10 protein-coding genes are annotated in these 22,274 nt (G+C 33.6%); 4 read left to right on the forward strand and 6 right to left on the reverse strand.

From position 1 onward, the window contains the following. Window positions 1-47 precede the first annotated feature (47 nt). The 4 genes from AC1RRQ_RS00705 to AC1RRQ_RS00720 all read left to right on the forward strand — a co-directional run bounded on the left by AC1RRQ_RS00705 (window position 48) and on the right by AC1RRQ_RS00720 (window position 11,346). Window positions 48-1,991, forward strand: a complete 1,944-nt coding sequence (locus AC1RRQ_RS00705; protein WP_493020440.1) for a glycoside hydrolase family 97 protein — start codon at window positions 48-50, stop codon at window positions 1,989-1,991. A gap of 63 nt (window positions 1,992-2,054) precedes the next feature. Beyond that, a complete protein-coding gene (locus AC1RRQ_RS00710; RefSeq protein WP_493020442.1) occupies window positions 2,055-6,191 on the forward strand; it encodes a hybrid sensor histidine kinase/response regulator in 4,137 nt (1,378 codons plus the stop codon). A 641-nt stretch (window positions 6,192-6,832) separates the two neighbouring features. After that, window positions 6,833-9,841 carry a SusC/RagA family TonB-linked outer membrane protein gene (locus AC1RRQ_RS00715; RefSeq protein WP_493020444.1) on the forward strand — a complete coding sequence of 1,003 codons (3,009 nt, stop codon included), beginning with the start codon at window positions 6,833-6,835 and terminating at the stop codon, window positions 9,839-9,841. Between the two features lie 8 nt (window positions 9,842-9,849). Beyond that, the gene (locus AC1RRQ_RS00720; RefSeq protein ID WP_493020446.1) at window positions 9,850-11,346 is read left to right on the forward strand and encodes a RagB/SusD family nutrient uptake outer membrane protein; all 1,497 of its coding nucleotides are present in this window, start codon (window positions 9,850-9,852) and stop codon (window positions 11,344-11,346) included. Between the two features lie 324 nt (window positions 11,347-11,670). Here AC1RRQ_RS00720 and AC1RRQ_RS00725 read toward each other — a convergent pair whose 3' ends face one another. From AC1RRQ_RS00725 to AC1RRQ_RS00750, 6 genes are all read right to left on the reverse strand, one after another. Then, entirely contained in the window at window positions 11,671-13,173 is a 1,503-nt protein-coding gene (locus AC1RRQ_RS00725) for an MFS transporter (RefSeq protein ID WP_493020448.1), read from the reverse strand. 496 nt (window positions 13,174-13,669) lie between these two features. Next, complete coding sequence (locus AC1RRQ_RS00730) at window positions 13,670-14,596, reverse strand: glycoside hydrolase family 16 protein (protein WP_493020450.1); 927 nt, start codon at window positions 14,594-14,596, stop codon at window positions 13,670-13,672. A gap of 56 nt (window positions 14,597-14,652) precedes the next feature. Then, entirely contained in the window at window positions 14,653-16,044 is a 1,392-nt protein-coding gene (locus AC1RRQ_RS00735; protein WP_493020452.1) for an endo-1,4-beta-xylanase, read from the reverse strand. 140 nt (window positions 16,045-16,184) lie between these two features. Continuing rightward, window positions 16,185-17,288 carry a hypothetical protein gene (locus tag AC1RRQ_RS00740; protein ID WP_493020454.1) on the reverse strand — a complete coding sequence of 368 codons (1,104 nt, stop codon included), beginning with the start codon at window positions 17,286-17,288 and terminating at the stop codon, window positions 16,185-16,187. Window positions 17,289-17,296: 8 nt separating this feature from the next. Further along, entirely contained in the window at window positions 17,297-18,820 is a 1,524-nt protein-coding gene (locus tag AC1RRQ_RS00745) for a RagB/SusD family nutrient uptake outer membrane protein (protein WP_493020456.1), read from the reverse strand. 61 nt (window positions 18,821-18,881) lie between these two features. Then, the gene (locus tag AC1RRQ_RS00750) at window positions 18,882-21,941 is read right to left on the reverse strand and encodes a SusC/RagA family TonB-linked outer membrane protein (protein ID WP_493020458.1); all 3,060 of its coding nucleotides are present in this window, start codon (window positions 21,939-21,941) and stop codon (window positions 18,882-18,884) included. Between the last annotated feature and the right edge of the window lie 333 nt (window positions 21,942-22,274).

Here is a 22,274-nt window from a genome sequence, read left to right on the forward strand (position 1 = left end):
ATTTCATCTTGTAGAAATAAAAATAAACCAATTAATCTAAGGCTGTTATGAGTTTTAAATATGTTATATGTTTATGTCTGTTTAGTTTTTTAAAATTAAATGCACAATCAATTGTAAATAGTCCTGATGGAAAACTTAAAGTTTCTGTTTCGATTTCAGGCGGAGTACCTTTCTACAGTATTTCGTATAATGAAAAAAAGTTTCTGGAAAATTCTCCGCTTGGTTTAAAAACTAATGCCGGTGATTTTACAACAGGATTAAATTTAAAACCTGATGCAGCTCAAAATAAAATTGAGGAACAATATGAGCTGCCCAACATCAAGCAGCGCCATGTGCATTATGAGGCTAATGAAGCCGTTTTTACTTTTACGAAAGAAAATAAACCTGCTATAGATGTACTATTTAGGGTGAGCAATAACAATGTCGCTTTTAAATATAAAATATATTCACAAAATGAAACCCGCTCCTGTGTAGTACAGGAAGAAGCATCTGGTTTTATTTTGCCAGAGGGAACCACTACATTTCTTTGTCCGCAAAGCAAGCCAATGACAGGATTTGCCAGAACGGCCCCAAGCTATGAAACATCCTATACATTAGATGCTCCAATGGGCAAAAATGGTCTGGGAGAAGGCTATACATTTCCGTGTCTTTTTAAAGTAAATAATAATGGCTGGGTTTTAATATCAGAGACAGGCGTAGATGGTAATTATTGCGGCAGCAGACTGATTGGTCATGAAAAAGGATTATATACGATTGGTTTTCCAATGGTTGGAGAAAATAACGGAAACGGAACAACCGCTCCGGGAATAGCACTTCCTGGCGAAACGCCATGGCGAACTATTACGGTAGGCGAAACGCTGGCTCCGGTTGTAGCAACCACAATTGCGTTTGATTTGGTTAAACCAAAATTCAAGGCTTCACAAGAATATAAATATACCAAAGGTTCCTGGAGCTGGATTATAAAAATGGATGAGAACACTACTTTTCCGGTACAAAAACAATACATAGATTTTAGTGCCGCAATGGGATATGAAACTATTTTAATTGATGCGCTTTGGGATACACAAATTGGTAAAGATAAAATCGCAGAACTGGCTGATTATGGAGCTGCAAAAGGTGTTGGTTTGTATTTGTGGTACAACTCTAATGGCTATTGGAATGATGCACCTCAGGGCCCAAGAGGAATGATGGACAATTCAACAATTCGCCGTCATGAAATGGCATGGATGAAAAGTATTGGCATAAAAGGAATAAAAGTAGATTTTTTTGGAGGCGACAAACAAGTTACCATGAAGTTGTATGAAGATATCCTGACAGATGCAAATGATTTTGGGTTAATGGTTATTTTTCACGGTTGTACATTACCAAGAGGATGGGAGCGTATGTATCCAAATTTTGCCGCTAGTGAGGCTGTTTTGGCAAGCGAAAATCTGCATTTCGGACAAGGAAGCTGTGACAATGAAGCCACTAATGCCGCGACACATACTTTTATTAGAAACGTGGCAGGAAGTATGGATTTTGGCGGAAGCGCCTTAAATAAATTTTATAATAGTGATAATATCCCCAATAAAGGTTCAAAACGAATGACCTCTGATGTTTTTGCTTTAGCGACGGCAGTACTTTTTCAAAGCGGCGTTCAGCATTTTGCATTGGCACCAAATAATTTAACCGATGCACCGGCATGGGCGATCGATTTTATGAAAGAAGTTCCAACTACCTGGGATGAGGTTCGTTTTTTAGAAGGTTATCCGGGTAAATATGCAGTAATTGCCCGCCGAAAAGGAACAAAGTGGTATATAGCAGGTATTAATGCTCAAAAAGAAACACTGAAAATTAAAACGAAACTCTCAATGATTGCTTCAGGAACGGTATTAAAATGTTACTCCGATGATGAACAATTAAACGGAAAAACAGAAAAAATAAAACTTAAAAACAGCCAGGAAATTGAAATTAAAATTCCCTGCAACGGCGGAATAGTTTTATTGAATTAATAGCAAATAATAAGTTTCGATTAAAAGAGCATATATTTATTTTAATTTACTAACCATTGTATAATGTCCAAAAAAAAATATTTTAGAGTTCTTGTTATCTTATTTTTTACAATAAATAGTTTGTTTTCTCAAAATACATTTGAAGACTATCAATTTCGGTTATTAAATAAGGAGACTTCAAAAAGTGGCATATATACCATTACACAGGACCAGTCAGGTTTTTTGTGGATTGGTACCAATGGTGCAGGTTTATTTAAATATGATGGAATAAGTTATGTGGCTTATGAGCAAAACTCTAAAATCCCTAATTCTATCAATAGTAATCTTATTTATGTTACTTATGTAGACACTCACAATAGGTTATGGATAGGTACAGATGAAGGATTATGCCTCTATAATCGAAATTTAAATACTTTTGAAAGTATTGATATTCAAAAAAAAATAAAAAAAGAAACTGTAATTTCTGTAAAGAGTATTTTAGAAGATAACAATGGGAATCTTTTTTTAGGAACATTTAACAGTGATTTGCTGAAACTAAATATTAAATCCCGCGAAATTACCAAGATTAAAACGAATGTTTCAAATACAGAAAATTACCTTATCAATTGCTTGGTAAAAGATAAAAAAGGGACGATTTATTTAGGAACTAACTTTGGTTTAAAAGCAGTTGATCCTATAAAAAATGAGATTAAAGAATTAAACATTGGTAAAAACAATGAAATGCTTTCTTTAAATATTGTTTCAATGTTTATAGACAGCAGGCAGAATCTCTGGATTGGCAATGGATTTAAAGGACTTGTAAAGGTCGATTTAAATTCGAAGGTTAAAGAGGCTGCTTATTATCCTATTACCAGAAAAAGAATTATGTCAATACTGGCAACAGATTATAAGACAATTCTTTGCGCCACCGAAAATGATGGTTTAATCATTGTAAACGATCAGGGTCTTGTTCAAAAAAAATATGTAAACAGTAAATACAGTAATCGCAGTTTAGGTTCAAATTCTGTTTGGTCTTTATTTTTAGATAAAGAAAATAGAATCTGGCTGGGGTATTACAATAAAGGCTTAGGTGTTTTTGATAAAATAAACAGTAAAGTAAGTATTATCGAAAGTTTGCCCGGAAATTTACAGTCTTTACAAACCAATTGTGTTACCGGTATTGCCAAGGATCATCAAGATCAGTTGTGGATTTCTATGGAAGGCGGGGGAGTTGATGTTTACAATACAACAACTAAAAGTTTTAAGCATATTACCAAATCTGACCCAAGTTTTTATTCTGGATTAACCAATGATAATATAACGAATGTATTTATTGATAAAAAGCAAAATATTTGGTTATCAAGCTGGAATGAAGGTGTTTTTGTTTTAAAAAAAGGAAGCAGTAAGTTTATTAACTATAACACAAAAAACACTCCCGGTTTGGCATCAGACAATATCATGAGTATTGCTGAAGATTCCAGAGGCGTAATCTGGATCGGAACCTTTTCAAAAGGGCTGCATTATTACACTCCTTCAGATGGTCAATTTCATCATTGTAATTCTAAACCATTTTATGAAAGTGGAATAATAAATTCAGACATTAGAAAAATAATGGCAGATTCAGATGATGCTGTCTGGGTTGGTTCAACAACAGGTTTGTACAAGGTTAATACAAATGATTTTCTTTCTTTTTCAGTAACTTCTTTTCGGGATAAAATGTCTGAAAAACTTAAAAATCATAAAAGTATACATACTATTAATACCTTATATGAGTCCAAAAACAAAGAAATTTGGATCGGTACTGATGGAGCCGGATTATTTAGATACGATAAAAAAACAGACAACATAAAATGGTATATAAACTTCAAAGGTCTGAACGAAAAGTCAATTTCGTCTATTGTAGAATCAAATGACGGATGTATTTGGCTAAGCGGAAAAAAAGGAATTACAAAACTTGATTTAAAAAACAATACTACCGCTAATTACTCTATTTATGACGGCTTATTGGGAAATGATTTTAATAACAATGCTGTACTGAAAGACGAAAAAGGATTGCTTTATTTTGGAAGCTATGAAGGTTTAAATTATTTTAATCCTGCCAGTTTAGTTAAAAGTAAAAAACAACTGCCGGTTTACTTAACAGATTTGAAACTTTTTAATAAGTCAGTAGGGCCACTTGAAAAAAACTCACCTTTAATAAAAGTAATATCGCAGACAAAAAAGATAATTCTAAAGCATGATCAGTCTGTATTTACGATTGATTTTATTGCCGTTAATTATTCTTTTCCTGCCAGAAATGAATTTGCTTATTATTTAGAAGGATTTGAAGATTCATGGAATTATGTGGGCAGTAAACGGTCAGCAACCTATACTAACTTAGCACCTGGAAAGTACGTTTTTAAGGTGAAAGCTTCCGAAAAAAATGGAGTCTGGAATCAAAATCCGCTAGAATTAGAAATTGAAATTTTACCGCCTTGGTGGAAAACGCCTTTTGCTTATCTATTTTATTCCCTGTTATTATTAGCGGCAATTTATTTTGCCAATCAATACTATCAAAATCGTTTTAAACAAAAACAAATGATAGAATTTGAACAGAAAAAAGCAATTCAAATTGAAAAATTAAACAATAAGAAATTACAATTTTTCACCAATATCTCGCATGAATTTAGAACGCCGCTTACTTTAATTTTAAATCCGTTAGGAGATATACTGAAGAACAATAACCTGGATTTACCAGTGAATGTATTGAGTAAGTTACAGACTATTCAGAAAAGTTCTGACCGACTTTCAAGATTAATCAATGAGCTGATGGATTTCAATCAGCTGCAATTTAATAAAATGCCTTTAAAGGTACAACTTGTTGAAATAATTGGTTTTACAAAGGAAATTGTGAGTTATTTTAATGAAGAAGCCTTAAGCAGAGGAATTCAATTGCACTATGAATCAAATGAAAAAACATTAAAGGATTGGGTAGACCCTAAAATGTTTGAGAAAATTATTTTTAACGTAATTTCAAATGCCTTTAAGGTTACTCCTGATAATGGAGAAATAGCAATAAAAATAGTGGTCAACGAAGAATTAATTCATTTTCCTTTAATAGATTCAACCAATTTCAGCCCTTCTTTTGAAGTTATTGTTGAAGACACAGGTTCGGGATTGGATAAAAAAGATATTAAGAAAATTTTTGACCGTTTTTATCAGGTAAATAATTTGAATAAAGCCTATTATGGAAGCACAGGAATAGGACTGGAAGTTGTTCGCGGATTTGTAGAATTGCATAAAGGAAAAATCGAAGTAGAAAGCAAATTGGGTTTTGGCACAACTTTTAAACTGCTATTTCCACTGGGAAAAGAATTCTTTAATGAAAACGAAGTGGTGCCGGAGGAATTTAAGAAGGAGAAAAAAATAAGTTTCACACCAATTGCCGAAAAATCTGTCGTTCAATTATTAGATGACGAGGAAAAAGAAGATAGAGTTTACACCATTTTGATTGTTGAAGATAATGCTGAATTACGAAATTATTTAAAAAATGAGCTAAAAAAGGAGTACAAAGTTATAACAGCAGAAAATGGTCAGGTTGGTTTGGAATTAGCTTTGCAAAAACTGCCTGATTTGATTTTAACAGATGTTATTATGCCCGTTATGAATGGTTTAGAACTGTGTTCGAGTATTAAAGCAGATTTAAAAACCAGTCATATTCCGTTGATGATGTTGTCTGCAAAGGCATTGGTTAAAGACAAATTAGAGGGCATTGATTCTGGTGCAGATATGTATTTGAGCAAACCTTTTAATATGGATATTCTACGATCCAGCTTAATTCAGCTCATAAAAAGCAGACAGATTATGTTTAATAAATTTTATAACGGAATTACTCCAAAAGCAAAAGAAAAAACAACGACTTTGGATAATGAATTTATAAAAAATGTTCTGAATTACATTAATCAAAACATTAGCGAGTATGAGTTGAGTGTTGAGGTTCTGGCGTCGAACGTATTTTTAAGCAGAAGTCAATTATACCGAAAAATAAAAACGCTAACAGGTGTAACCGTAAATGAATTTATACGTAATGTTCGTTTAGAAAAAGCAAAAGAACTAATAGAGCTGGGTAATGATAATATGTCTGAGATTAGTATTAAAGTTGGTTTTAGTTCTCCTTCTTATTTTACAAAATGTTATAAAGAAAAATTCGGATATCTGCCTACGCATAATAAGAAGCAATAGTGTTATTGAACCAAAAAAGAAGAACTTTCAAAAGCTCTTGAGCATTGAATATTAGAGTTTCAGTTTGATAGAGTCTCACTAAAAAAAACAGAAAAAGAGACTGTTTCACTTACTTGTGAGACAGTCTCTTTTTTTTTTGCTTCAATAAATAACCGCTTTTAGAAATACCTCAGGATTAATTTATTGAAAACAGAATGAATTAACATTAAAAATCATTTTTAAATAATTATTAAAAAACTATAAATCATATTTTTTTTTATTTCATACTCAAAAAACCGATAGCAATATTACGAATAGTCTATTTGGATGCTTTGTGTTTAAATATTTGATAAATAGGTAATTATGTGTTTTTTAAAGGTTTCGTGCTACAAATTTGATAGTTTTTGCAACATTTTTAATAGGTGAAATGTATGTTAACCTTATATTTTTGGATTCAAAGAAAATCAAACAATTTAAGAAGTAAGTATTAACATTTTTTAAAAAATTACAGTATGAAATGAAAACCAAAATTATTTATTGTCAGCCTTTTTTTAATCAATTTAAAAGGAACTAAAAATAGCTTATAAGCTCTTTGATAATCAAAACAATAAATAAGCTTTACAACCAAACAACTATTTAAACTAATCAAAAAACCACTAAAAATGATTTTAAAATTCAGAATTGCAATAATCACATTGCTAATAATCTGCAGTCAGAATCTGATTGCACAATCAAAGACGGTACAAGGGGTAATTACCGATCCATCGGGATTTCCTTTGCCTGGTGCCAGTGTGAATGTAGAGGGATCAAAAAACAGCACATCAACAGATTTTGATGGTAAATACACCCTAAAAGACGTTAGCCCTACAGATAAGATTACGTATTCTTTTGTAGGTTTGATTTCACAAACAATAACGGTTGGTACCAGAACTACAATTGATGTTGTACTAGCATTATCGACACAAAACTTAAATGAAGTGATCGTAGGTTATGGTACCCAAAAGAGAACTAAGGTAACCGGAGCAATTTCAACAGTTGGCTCAAAAGATATCGCGGCTGTACCTATTACTAATGCGGAGTCAGCTTTACAAGGCAGGGCCGCAGGTGTGACTGTTGTAAATGGTGCTCCGGGTTCTAATCCTACAGTTACCATTAGAGGTTTAGCCACAATGGGAAACAGTGCTCCCTTATATGTAATTGACGGCGTTTTAACGAATAATTTATCAGGATTAAGCCCTAATGATATAGAATCAATGTCGGTATTAAAAGATGCTTCGACAACGGCTTTATATGGTTCAAAGGCTTTTAATGGTGTAATTATGGTAACTACAAAAAAAGGAAAAAAAGGCCCGGGTCAGTTAAACTTTAGCACTTATATCGGTTATCAGACAATTACGAAAAGGTATGATGTATTGAATACGCAGCAATATCTTCAGTATGCCAAAGATTTAGGAAGTGATTTAACAGCAAGAGCGGCAGAATTTGGAAATATAAACACCAACTGGCAGGACCAAATTTTTCAAAATGGTTTGATGCAGGATTATAATTTAAGTTTCTCAAACGGTACAGAGACTTCCACAAGCCGTTATTCTGCTGAATATTTAAAGCAGGAAGGTGCCGTTATTAATACCGGTTTTGAACGTTATTCTTTCAGAGCTAATAATACGCAGGATATTGGCAGACTTAAGGTTGGAAGTAATATTGGAGTATCTTTTAGTACCATAAATCCAGAGCGTAGTTCAGGAGGAAGAACCTTATTGGAACATGCTATTAAAATGGCGCCGTATTTACCAATATACAATGATGCAAATTTAGGCGGATATCAAGGACCTAGTGCTATTGATGGTAATGATGCCGAAAATCCAGTACGTGTAGCAAATTTAGGATATCAGAAAATTAATAATTTATCTATAATAGGAAATATTTACGCCGAATTAGAAATTTTCAAAGGCTTAAAATTCAGATCACAGGTTTCATTAGATTATTACACTGGTAAAGACCATACATTTGTTCCTAGTTATAATGACGGTTCCTATCATAAACAAGCATTTTCTACAACTAATGAAACAAATGCACAGGGACAAAATATTGTTTTTGATAATAGTTTAACTTATAAAACTACTATTGCTGCCAAGCATAATATTGAGGTATTAGGAGTTATAACTAAAATTGATGGAAAAGGACAAAATTTAGCTGCAGGAAGCCGTTACAATATTTCGGACGAAATTGATCAACTGAGATATAATGAGGGAAGTTTAAGTTCTTCAAATTTTGTCGAAAAAAACATAGGATATATTGCCCGTATCAATTATGATTATGATGATAAATATATATTTGCAGCCTCAGGACGCAGGGATGCTTCTTCTCGTTTTGGAGCAAATAACCGCTGGGGTAATTTTTACTCATTTGCTGTGGGTTGGAATATAGCTAAGGAAAGTTTTATGGAAAATTCTGTTTTTAGCACATTAAAACTTAGAGCAAGTACAGGAACAACAGGAAATGACAGAATAGACAATTATCAATACGCCGCAACATTACTCGCAGATTACAATTATCCAATCAACGGAGGAAATGCACCTGGTGTTTCTCTGGGAGTTGCGTCTAATCCGGATTTGAAATGGGAATCTAAAAAAGACAGAAACATAGGTTTGGATTTTGGTTTTTTTGATGAAAAACTAACCGGATCTTTCGAGTATTTCAACAATAAAAGCAGCGATATTCTATTTGCGGTTCCATTAGCAGCTTCTGTAGGATCTGCAGGTGGAGGAACTCAAATCCAGAATATTGCCGACGTAAAAGTATCAGGATACGAAATATCATTAGGCTACAATGATAGAAAAGGAGATTTTACATGGTCAGCCATAGCTAATTTTGGAACAAGTAAAAATGAAGTGACAAGTTTAGCGCCGGGCGTTACCAGTGTATTGGGCGGTCCAACAGCAAGAGCTGGTTTAGAAAACTTTTCAAGACTAGAAGTAGGTCAGCCATTATTCTATTTTTATGGCTATCAAACAAATGGAATTTATCAAAACCAGGCAGAAGTAGATGCTGTTTTTGGACCCGGGCAAACTATTATAAAACCGGGTGATATTAAAATCGTTGATCGTGATGGCAATAAAGTTATTAATTCAAATGACAAAACAAATATTGGAAATCCATATCCGGATTTTACATACGGTTTAAATCTGACGGCAGCTTATAAAAAATTTGATTTTAATTGTTTCATAACAGGAGTTCAAGGAAACGACATTTATAATGCCAATAAATTTGACTTGACAGGCATGAATCGTTTGTTTAATGCTAGTACAGAAGTTCTGGACAGAGCAATTGTAGTAAACGGAGTAGTTACCAATCCATCAGCCACTTTACCCAGAGCGCAGGGTGCAGATATTAACTGGTCTTCTGCTAATCAGCGCTATATCGAAGATGGTTCGTATACAAGATTGAAAAATATTACTTTAGGATATACATTATCAGGAGAAACATTTGACAATCATTTTTCAAATATAAGATTCTATATAAGCGGGCAAAATCTTATCACTATAACCAATTATTCTGGTTTAGATCCTGAAATTGCACGTGCAGATGCTAATGCAAATTCCGCAGGTATTGACTTAGGAAGATACCCACAGCCAAAATCAGTAATTTTTGGACTGGATGTTAAATTTTAATATATAAGATGATGAGAAAAATAAAATATATAGTTGCAGTATTGTTGGGAGTTTTTGCATTAAATTCATGTGACACTCAGGATTTAGAATTAACTAATCCAAATACTTTATCGCCTGACACTTTCTTTAAAACCGAAGCGCAGGTTGAGTCTTCTGTAAATGCAGCTTATGCAAATTTGCAGACAAGAGGACTTTATGCAAGGAATCTTGCTTTTGCAATGGATCTTATGGGGCAGGATGCTGCTGGAAATCCACAGTTAGAAGGAAATAAAAAACCATTTCAGGATTTTTCTTTTAATGCTGGAAATGATATTATTCAGTACTACTGGGAATCTTGCTTTTTAGGAATATCCAGAGCAAATTTTGTATTAGATAATGAGGCTAAGATTAACGCTTTATCAGAGTCAGTTTTATCACAGGAAAGAAAGAATAAATTTTTAGGAGAAGCCCATTTTTTAAGAGCCTATTACTATTTTCTTTTAGTAAATCGTTTTGGAGATCTGCCCATTTATAAAACCGGAACAATCGTAGGTGCAGCAAGAAGTCCTAAGGCAGAAATTTATAATTTGATTAGAGCCGATTTAGAATTTGCTTCTCAAAACCTATTGTCTAAAAGTGTAGAACAAAAAGGAAGAGCGACCAAAGAAGCAGCTTATGCTTATTTAGGTAAAGTATTATTGTATGAAAAAAAATACGATCAGGCTTTAACTGCTTTAAATAATGTTACAGGATTCAGTCTGGAAGATAAAGGCAGTTTTTACAACAACTTTATGGAAGAAACGGAGCACGGTAAAGAATCTATTTACGAAATTGAATTTAATGAAAACAATGGAACGGGGAATAAATGGGATGATGCCGGAAATAGCGGCGGAACCGGTTTTGCTGAGTCCACTCTGAGAGGTCAGGAATATGGTAATTTAAGCTGGTTCAATGTATATCCTCCAGACAATTTATTAAATTCATTTGAACCGGGAGATTTACGTTTTGGAGATACTTTTTATGTGCCGGGATCTAAATATTTAAATGGAACCCTTACTATGACAGCAGAAAATTTTAATACATCTGCAGGCCTTAGAAAAGCGGGCTGGAAAAAATATCAAAACTATTATAAAAAAGAAGATGAGGCTACGCAATCCAGTATTAACTTCAAAGTTATGCGTTATTCAGATGTATTGCTTATGAAAGCAGAATGCGAAAACCAAAGAGATGGAGGTTCACAAACTGCCGCCATTGCCTATATCAAACAGGTTAGAGATCGTGCAGGTTTAACAACTTCGATTGCACCCACAAAAGATGCAGTTTTTACTGCCATTGTGCATGAACGTAAAGTAGAGTTTGCAGGTGAGCAAAGCCGTTTTGATGATATTATGAGATGGGGCAACGCCAGTACTGAATTGGCTAATACTGGTTTTCAGGCTGGTAAGAATGAGTTATGGCCGATACCTAATAGAGAAACATCTTCTAATCCTAATATAAAACCAAGTGATAATAATCCTGGTTACTAAAAAATTAAATTTTGGTAGTTTGAGTTAAGTTAGTAATTGGCAAACAGCGCATTTTTAATGCGCTGTTTGTTTTTTTAGTATAGAGAATCACTTTCTTTTTTACAAGTCGTATCTACATTCGACAATCAACAATCTACAATCAACAATCCAGAAGCAACAATCAACAATCAACAATCCACAATTCTATAATCAACAATCTATAATCTATAATCTATAATCTATAATCTATAATCTATAATCTACAATCTATAATCTATAATCTACAATCTATAATCTACAATCTATAATCTACAATTTACAATCTACAATCTACAAAACAATCCCTCAGCATTCTCTTCTTTGCTTTAAATCTGTTTCAATCTGTATTTCCATTTTTTTATCTATGTTGTAAAAACACAACAAGACTGCACTAATAATGAATATAAAGCCAGGATAAATACTTACCGAAAGTTTAATTCCTTCTACAGCTGCCGGTATTTGACTGACTTCTTCGGCTACGTAACCATATTTAGATAAAAAAGCCGCACCTAATGCCCCGCCAATGCTTATTCCTATTTTTAGCCCGAAAATCATTACCGAAAAAACAGTAGCAGTCGCTCTTCGGTTGTTTATCCATTCACTGTAATCAGCCACATCGGCAATCATAGTCCATAATAAAGGAATAGTTATTCCGTAAATAAACCCATGTAGTAATTGGGTCAAAAAAACCATTGCAATAGCCGTTCTATTATAAAAATTAAATAGCAGCAAACTAAGAGCAGATAAAAAAATAAAAGTGATGTAAATATTTCTTTTACCAAAGGAATCTGCAAGAAGTTTTGAAAACATAATTCCAAAGATCATAAAAATAATACCTCCGGCATTGAAAAGACTAAATGCTGAAGTAGGAGCATCTTTTGGCCATTGGAAACTAACAAATCCCATCGATGTTAATGAATTATTCAGATGGTCGATAAATGCAGTAAATCCAATATCATTTAAAAAAATACTTTGTGCAGCAGGATCTAAATAATATTTAAAATAGAAAACATACATTCCTCCTTTTAAAGACAAGGTTATAAATACCAGAACAGTAACCAGCAGCATAACCAGCCAAGGCCTGTTTTTAGACAAATCAATAAAATCCTGTTTAATGGAAGATTCCTGATTCTTTGCAGGTGTAATTCTTTCCTTGGTGGTAAAAAAAGTGATTAATAAACAAATAATTCCCGTAATAGCAAATAAGATCATGGTATTTTGAAATCCAACTGCTTTATCACCATGTCCCAGTATGGAAACAAATGGCAATAAAAGGGATTGAATTATAAATTGGGCAATCATTACTGCTACAAAACGATAGGAGGAAAGACTGTTTCTTTCTTTCATGTCTCCCGTTAAAACACCGCTTAAAGCAACATATGGCAAATTGTTTGCTGAATAAATCAACACCAGAAAAAAGTAAGTCAGCAAAGCGTAAATTATTTTGCCGTTTTGACCAAAATTTGGAGTTAAAAAAGAGAGAACAGCGGCAATTCCAAACGGTAAGGCCGTCCATAATATCCATGGCCTGAATTTTCCCCATCGGGTTTGGGTTCGATCAGCAATTATTCCCATAATAATATTAAAAAAGGCTCCGATAAAACCACCCGTAAAGATAATAATACTTGCTGTGCCGGCAGGAATTTTATAGACATCAGTATAAAAGAAAGCAAGGAAAGTGAGCAAAGTCTGAAAAATGAGGTTCGCGGCAAAATCACCTAAACCATAACCTGTTTTTTCTACTATAGAAAGTTTTTGCGATGTATTACTCCCCAATATACCTGCTGTTTTTTCTTTGCTTTTTACCATTGTACTTATTGAAAATTATTTTATAAAGATCTTTTATCAAAAAGCGAATACTTCTTTTTGCTTCAGTTTTAATAAAAATACTAAGGGTAAAAATAGCTGTAAAGTTGAAATAAAGATTGTCAATTTTGAAGCTATTAATAACATATTTGAAGCATCATTTTTGTTTCAATTATTGTCAATAGAAGTTTTTCTTGTCTTAAAAAGCAGTTTTTGTTTTTTTATTGGTTTTTGCTTGTTTCAATAGATTTTGAGATTTACTTTGTAATTTTAGATCTTGCTTATTTATTAATTGCAAAAACCACTATTTTAATTTAAAATAGTGGTTTTATTTTTTACTCTAAACTTAATAATCCTGTTGTAATCTTTGCGGTAAAACAAATTAATGGTTTAAGGATTTTACAATGATTAAAAAACTTCATTATTAATTTAACTTGTTTGAAATGAAGACTGTATTTTTTTTAATTAATTTCAAAATAAAAATCAACTATAGTATAAATTAAATTGGTCTTTTGTAAACTGTTACATCATCTACCCACATCATTACAGTCGAAAACAAATTGATTTTATTAGGGTCTATAAAATTGGAATCTTTTGATCCAACATTTAGATTAAATATAATTGAATGCGGCCCGAAATTATTTAAGTTAAGATTGCCTGCACTACCATTAGTATATGTTGCTACGGTTACATTATCTACCATTATAGTAACTGTTACGACATTGTTTTTCATTTTCCAATAAGACTCATATAAATGCCATCCACCATTTCCGTTTATATCAAAATTGCCCGGATAGTTTCTCTCTGCAGAATTTCCTAATAGGTTTGCTCCGCTGGAAGTTCCATAAAAAAGATTTGAAGTAAAGCGACTTGAATTAGGGGCAAAAGAATAACCTTCCATAATATCAATTTCCCCTTTTGTTGGCCAGGCATTTTGCTGTACAGACCAGAAGGCAGGCCAGGCACCGTAAGTTTGTGTGAAAGACTTGTAAGTTCCGCCATCCATCGCTACGAGTTTAATATTGGCAGAAAGCATATATTCTGTATTGTTTTCAGGCTTATATTGATAATTAGAAGAAATAAACCCGGATTGATATTTGTATGTGCTCAATTTTGTCGTCTTGATTTCCAAACATTGTTTTCCGTCTCTCCATTGTGTTGTAGGTACTGAACTAGCATAGTCGCAATACCAGGAATTATAATCTGCTCGTTGTTCTTTTGTCCATTGTGACAAACTTGAACCTACATCAAAAGTATCTTCAAATTGTTTGATCCATGGCGCACCGGCTGCTTTGCTCGTACTGATTTTTGTACTCGCATTTGCAGATTGATCTTTTGCTGCCGGGGTTACGTCATCTCCGCAGGAAGTAAATCCTAAACCTAATACACATGTCACTGTTAATGCTAACAAATTTAATTTTTTCATAATTTAATTTTTTGGTTTATTAATAGTTGAAGTAAAGTATTATAGTTTTAAAAAATTTAATCTAAGCCTTCCAGAAATCCAGTATGAGAGCTTTTAATTGCAAAATTTGAATCGTACAATAAAGGCCAGTCATTTCCCGGGTGGTTAAGTTCCGTACTAAACGGAATCCAGGATTCATTATCTTTCATTCCCCAAATTGTTAAGGCATATTTATTTGCTGCAGGAAGTGCATTATAGAGCTGCACAATCTCTTTGTATTTTGCTTTTTGAGCCAGTCTTCTTTCATTTGTGAAAGTTGAAATGTCATTCGACTGATTTACTTGTATATCTAATTCCGAAATATGAATTTTCAGACCTTTTGCTGCCGCTTTGTTAAGATCGGTTTCGATTTGAGTTTTTGTTGGATTTAAATAGTTGTTGTGCATTTGAAAACCAATGCCATCAATAAGGTTACTTGCTTTTAAATCATCTGCAAGGCTAAAAACTTTGTTTTGTTTTGGGATATTAGTTGAGGTTGCATAATCATTATAAAACAATAATAAGGATGTATCTCCTGCTGCGGTTGCTGCATTTCTTGCCCATTGAAAACAATCTTTTACATAATTTGCACCCATTCGCTGCAGAAAAATAGTATTTCTCATAGCTCCGCCATTGTCATCTACTGCTTCGTTAACTACGTCCCACGATTTTACTTTTCCGGCATAATGAGTAACAACATCTGTAATGTACTTTTTTACTTCTGCTTTAAATTCGGCATCGGTACCAGAAAAATCTTTTAACCATTTTGGCACTGAATTATGCCAAACCAAAGCATGACCGTGAACATTGATTCCGTTAGTATTTCCGTAAGCAACAATTTTATCCGCCACAGTCCAGTTGTAAACGCCGCTTGCGGTAGAAATTTGATCCATTTTCATCTCGTATTCAGCAGAAATACTACTGAATTCATTTTTCAAAATAACATCATAAGGACTTCCAGTAGTTAATTGTGAAGCTTTTATTGCCATACCTACAAAAAATGGATGTGCCAATTTATTTGCTTTTACTTTTAAGAATGTAGGATCTTCAGGAATGTTGCTCGAACCTGTGGTAACAACACTAATAACATTTGAATAACCCGAAGTTTCTGTCTCATTTTTTGCTCTAACTCGGTAATAATATTGTGAACCTCCAGTTAAACCTACGATAACTTCGTTTAAATCAGTAACTTCTTTTGCATTGTAATTTGGGACAAAAGAGGAGAAATTCTCGCTTGTTGAAACATCCAAAAGATAACTTTTTGCATGGGAAACGTACATCCATTTTGCTCTAAAACCTGCATCGTTTATGTCTTTTGGTGCGTTTGCAACAGGTGTTTCTAAAGTATTAGTGGCTATATTGTCTTCTTTTGAACAAGAATTCAAAAAAAAGAAAATACCAGTCAGCATTAGTAAAAATTTAATTTTCATACTGTTTTTTTATTATAGAATATCCTTTTGTGATTTTGAATACTCTTATTTATAGTTTCTGCTTTTTTTGTTATTAAAGAGGTTGTTTTTGTGGCACAACCTCTTTTTTTAGTTTAAAGATTAAAACACAAGACCAATAATTATTGGTATCGAATTTTAATATTATCGTATTTTATTGCACTAGGATTTGGTGAATCTCCCTGAGCAACTCCAACTTTAATTTCGTTGATTTTAGAAGGATCTAATGTTGCAGCTGTATTCGAACCAAATCCGTAATTATCTTTAAAATCACTTAATAATATGGTTTTTGTGGTCCAGTTTACATCGGTTACTTTAAAATTAAAACCATAGTTTACACCATCAATAGTATTTAATTGAATCGCAAATTGAGCACCCACAACATTGGCACTTACATCAATATCTATGAAAGTTTTTGAAGCATCATTATTTGAAGCACTTAAGAAACCAGCCCCGCCTCCAGCGCTGCTTCCGTTGTAACCATTAGCAGTAGAACCTGCCCATACTAATGTTGCATAACTGCCAGATGGGCCGCCAGTAGTATTTGCGTTAAAACTATCGATATCGCCATAAGCGGTCCAATCGCGTCTGCTGCCGTTTCCGTCAAAATCAGATACAAGAACTACGGTGGCAAAATTGATTGTTTTCTTTGCAGAACCTCCCGGAGTGGTTACGACAAGCTCTGATCCTGAAACGGCATCTGAAGGTAAACCGATTATAATCGAAGAAGACGATTTTAGCGTATAACTTAGTGTTTTGCCTCCTAAAGTAATCGAAGAAACATTATAAAACCAGGTTCCTTCTATTTCCAATGGAAATCCAGGAGTTGCAACAGCCGGAGTTGTTTTTGTAATGGTTGGAACTGGCTGTAAAATCTCAATATTTTTGGTTACTGAACCTGATCCTGTTACAAACGTAATAGGCTGTACACCAAATCTGCTTCCTAGTTTTTCATCAAAAGGAATAGTAAAAATAAACGCTTTATCTGAATTATAATTTGGATTGAAACTAATATCAATTTTATTGTCCAGCGTAATTTTTTTTAATCCTTTTAAACCTTCACCTTCAACTCTGACTTTGTTTAACGGAAAAGCCTGATTCAACAGATCTCCCGGTTCAGCAACCATTGCATCTATATTTGCAGTAGTCGCATCGTCATTTTGGCAAGCTGTAAAAGACACCAATGCCAAAAGAATTATAATTCTATATGTTATTTTCTTAATCATGGTAAAAGTTAGTTAAAGTTAAAAGGAACCGGAGGCTCTAATAATGATGGATTAGTATCAATAGCAGTTTGCGGTAACGGCAGTTCAAAATAGCTGCTTCCCGGAGTAATCTTTCTGGAAACCAATTCGGTTCTGGCATCATCAGAATAAAAACCTACTTCCTGCTGTGAAATAATTGCTGTTGCTTCTGCCAGACCACGACGTTTTAAGTCGAAGAAATATTGTCCTTCAAGTGCAAATTCAATTCTTCTTTCGTTAAATAAGTCATTTCTTGTAAGTATCGTTTTGGCTGGCAATCCGGCTCTGGCTCTTACTTCATTAAATGAGCTTAAAGCTGCTGCAGAAGTGGTTGAACCCGCTCCAGCTAAAATCGCTTCGGAATTCATTAGTAAAACATCAGAATATCTAAGTATAATTGTGTTTTGTGACGTTCTCATAAAAAACACATCGTTTCTTTCGGCAGCAGAACCTACAATATACTTTCTGAAATTAGCCGCAGTCGAAGAGTATATTTTTTTATATCTAAAACCACCTTGATTTTTTAATAATTCAGGATAAAAGTCACCATCTGTCATGATTGTGCTTTTTTTTCTGGTATCATTTGGCTCAAAGCCGTTTTGCAATGAAATAGAAGGCAGATAAACTCCCCAGCCGTCTCCACCGCCAGTTATTCCGGTACCTCCCGGAACTATATAGGCCTGATTTGTATTTTGTGTTCCCCATTCTGTAGCAACTGCTTTCCATTGCAGGGCAAACATACTTTCGGCACTATTGTTATTCTCCGGACTGCTAAATAAGTTTCCGTAATCTTGAATCAAAGTATATTGATTTCCGATAATTTTCTGGGTTAAAGCAGCACATTCTCCATATTCGTTTAACGTTAAATGCACTTTTGCAAGAATTCCCATTGCTGCAAATTTGGTAACATATCCTTTTTTTACTGAAGTTGCAGGTAAATTTTCAATAGCATATTCCAGATCTTGTTTTATGAATTTGTAAACATCTGTTACAAGATTTCTTTTTGGCTGAGGTGCCGTTCCTGCTTTATTAATAATAGGTACTGCTCCAAAGCTTCTTACCAAATAAAAATAGGCATTGGCTCTCATAAATCTTGAAATTGCTATGGCATTTTTATAAGACGCTTCGGGCAATTCGCTTTTTCTGTTTTCAACTAAACTCATTAAATTATTGGATTGATCGATAACCGAAAACAAAGAAGTGTATCCTTCTGTCAGGATTGGGTTTTGTGAGGTTACCTGAGCATCTTTAAACTGTGCATAAGCGCCGTCAAAGGTAAAAGCATTGCCGGCATACATATCTCCAACAGCAATCAGGAATTTATCATTAAAAGTAAACCAGGGTTTAAAATACAAACTCTCAGCAATTCCGTCAAAAGCGGTAACTCCTTCCGGTAAATCGCCCGGCGTTAATTGATTTTCAGATGGTGCATCCAAAAAATCATCAGAACAGGAAAACAAAGACAGTAATGGTATTAGCATTCCCATCATAAAAAGTTTAAAAAGTTTTTTCATGACTATTTTTTTTTATTTTAATGACTATGAATCATTAAGTTAATTGTGTTTTTTATCAATTTTAGAATTCTAAATTTAAACCCATAGAAGTAGTTCTTGGCACTGGATAACGTCCCAGATCAATACCGCTAAGCGTTATATTTTGATCTAAATTTCCTAAAGCAGGATCAAAACCGGAGTATTTTGTCCATGTGTATAAGTTTTGAACATTGACATACAATCTCATTTTAGATATAATAGAATTTTTGAATATCTGGCTTGGTAAATCGTAGCTCAAAGAAACATTCTGAATTCTTAAGTAAGAACCATCTTCAACAAATCTGTTTGAGATTCTTCCATTTCCATTTGGATCATTAAGCGTAATTCTTGGTTCATTTGTGTTTTCGTTTACTCCCGGCTCAAAAGCATTTATAGCCCTTGTACTCACGTTTGCAAATCGATCTCCAAACCCAGGATAAATACCATCAGTATAATGACGCGTAAAGTTGTAGATTTCATTGCCCTGACTTCCGGTTAAAACAACAGATAAACTAAGGTTTTTATACTTAAAATTATTCGTAAATGAATAGGTGAAATCAGGAATTGCGCTTCCTATAGCTTTTTGATCTTTAGCATCAATTTTTCCGTCGCCATTAAGATCTTTAAAGCGAATATCGCCAATTCCTGTTCCTGTTTCCTGAATTGGTCCTGCGGCTAATTCTGCAGCATTTTTAAATAATCCGTCGGTAACATATCCGTAGAATTGTCCAACTGGTTGACCTTCTGTAGTTCTGGTAACGTTATACAAGTCAAATTGTACTTTTCCTAATAATGATTTCCCTGCACCTTGAAAACTTGTTAGTTCATTATTGTATTTTGAAAAGATAATGGTACTGTCCCATGTAAAATTTTCTGTAACAATGTTTCTGGTATTCAGGGTAAGTTCAACTCCTTTCGTTTCAATTTCACCCGTATTCAAATAATAATTAAGTGCACTTTGATTCGACTCATCATTGATTTGTTTTGTTAGGAAATTAGAAGAATGTTTAACATAATAATCAAAGTCTAATTTTACTCTGTTATTAAGCATTCCTAATTCAAAACCAACATCAAAAGACTTAAGTGATTCCCATTTAATATTAGGATTACCCAAGTTGTCAATTGTTGGAGATACGCCTCCAAATGGAGATGCCGTTAAGGAAAGAATCGTTTGGTATCTGTTTGCCGGAATATTTTGATTTCCTACAGAACCATAACCTGCTCTAAATTTTAAATAATTTACTGTAGAAGATAAAGGCTCAAAAAACTTTTCGTTACTAACAGTCCAACCTGCAGCAAATGAAGGGAAGTAACCCCATTTATTATTAGGTCCAAAATTTGAAGAAGCATCTGCTCTTAAAGACGCCGAAAAAGAATAACGATCAGAAAAACTATAATTTAATCTCGAAATATAAGAAGTCATAGACCATCTGCCAGAGCCATTTCCGTTAACTGCAGTATCTATATCGCCAATGTTTAAGTTGTTAAAATTTTTGCTTAGGAAATCACCCGATCTGTAACCGCTCAAATATTCGTATTGACTTTCCTGTGCTTCCTGACCAAGTAAAAAAGTAAAATTGTGTTTCTCGTTGAACGTTTTATTATAAGTTAAATAGTTTTTTAAACTCCAATAAAAGCTTTGATCCTGTTGTTTGAATGATTTATTTAAAAGCTCAGACACATTTCCTAAAGTATATTTAGGTGCAAAAGAGCTGCTTTTTGCAAAATTTAAATCATATCCCAATTCCGTTCTAAAAACCAAACCTTTGGTAAGAGTGAAATCGGCAAATACATTTCCATTGATTTTATAGCGATCCGTTTTTGCGTTATTGTATTCTGATAAAGCAATTGGATTTGTTGCTTCATTTGCTGACGAACCCAAACCACTTGTAGGACCGGCAAAAGAACCGTCAGCATATCTAACCGGTAATTCTGGAGATTGTCTTAACGTATTCATTACTAAACCACCTCTGTCATCGTTTCTGACAACTTGTTGAGATGATTTACTGATCGACATATTGTTACCAATTTTCAGCCATGATTTTACAGTTGAATCGATGTTTAATCGCATCGACATTCTGTTGAAATCTGAATTTAGAACAATACCTTCCTGATCAAAATAATTCAAAGACGTATAATATCTTGTTCCTTCTTTTTCACCTGAAAATGATATTTGATGATTGTACATGGTCGCAGTTCTAAAAAGTTCGTCCTGCCAGTTTGTTCCATTTCCTAATAAATCAGGTTTTTGATATTGATACGGAATTGGTTCGCCATTCATTTTGAAAATTTTAGCCTGATAAGCTGCATATTGAGGCAAGTTTAAAACATCAACTGAATTTGTCACTTGCTGAGTTCCCATATACGTTTCATATGAAAAAGTCGATTTTCCTTTTTTTCCCTTTTTAGTTGTAATCAAAACAACACCATTTGCACCATTTGCACCGTATATTGCCGTTGATGAAGCGTCTTTTAGAATATCTATAGTTTCGATATCCGAAATATTCAATCCTGACAAAGCCGAGTTTTTAGTTTGCCCGTTTCCTCCGCCTAAAGCACTAAATGAAAATGAATCGTTATTTTTATCCGCAAAAACCGGAGTTCCGTCAATTACATACAAAGGTTCATTTCCGTTAATAGAAGTAATTCCTCGAATTTGTACCGAAATTCCTCCTCCTGGTGTACCCGAATTTTGAGTCACATTTACACCCGCAGCTTTACCCACAAGTGCCTGATCAATAGAAGTAAAAGGCTTGTCCTGAATCTCAGAAGCTTTGATGGAAGAAATTGCACCATTTACATCTTTTCTTTTTGAAGTTCCGTAACCAATTACGACTACTTCATTTAATTTTTCAAGGTCATTAACCATATTGATTTTCATCACTGATTTTGTGTCTGCTGGCATAGACACATTTTTGTAACCGATGTAACTAAAGATCAATGTGCTTTTTGGATCTACATTGTTTAGGATAAAACCTCCGTCAAAATCGGTGGTAGTTGCATTTTTTGTTCCTTCTACTATTACACCAACACCCGGTAAGCCAAGTCCTCCTGATGTTACTTTTCCTTTAACAGTTTGAGCAAAGAAAAAATTTCCCCACATACATACTATTAAGCACAATAGTTTTTTTAATGTTCTTTTCTGCATAAAAATTGGTTAATTAAGTTAGTTAGTTTTTTATTGGAAAATATTTAATAGAAAGGTTTTTTGCATACTCAAAATTAGAGTTACGAGAAGAAAACTTTTTTCTTAAATATTTCTTAACGAAAGTAAAATCTAGTGGGTTGCTATTGTAGAACAGATGAAGCATATTGTACAACAAATGATGCAAAAAAAGATGCGAAAACGTTATTATTGCTAAAAAGAGACAATTGAGATATAAAAACAGATACTGAAGTATTGCTAGTAAAATGACGCAAAAAGTATTGTTTGTAT

It is taken from the genome of Flavobacterium sp. GW821-FHT12A05 (assembly GCF_058807735.1).